A 238-nucleotide genomic window follows, 5' to 3' on the forward strand; every position below is an offset into this window, starting at 1 on the left:
GCGGCTATCGCTGGTGCAGCACGAGGCGCTGTGGGAGCCCGCAACAGCGGTCGTCCAAACGGCGTTGCCGGACACCCGCCCGGCACCGCTGCTCGACCTGCCTGAGTGGTCCAAAACGGACGATTGGCCGCTCGGCCGCGCCATCGCGCAGATCCAGGGCGTCTACATCCTGGCGGAGACCCGGCAGGGTCTGGTCATCGTCGACATGCACGCGGCCCACGAGCGCGTCGTCTACGAG

1 pseudogene is annotated in these 238 nt (G+C 69.3%); it reads left to right on the forward strand.

What is annotated here, in order from left to right:
- Positions 1–238: pseudogene (locus AC0IZJ_RS28735) on the forward strand (DNA mismatch repair endonuclease MutL); the annotation flags it as partial.

It is taken from the genome of Roseateles sp. AC306 (assembly GCF_979253795.1).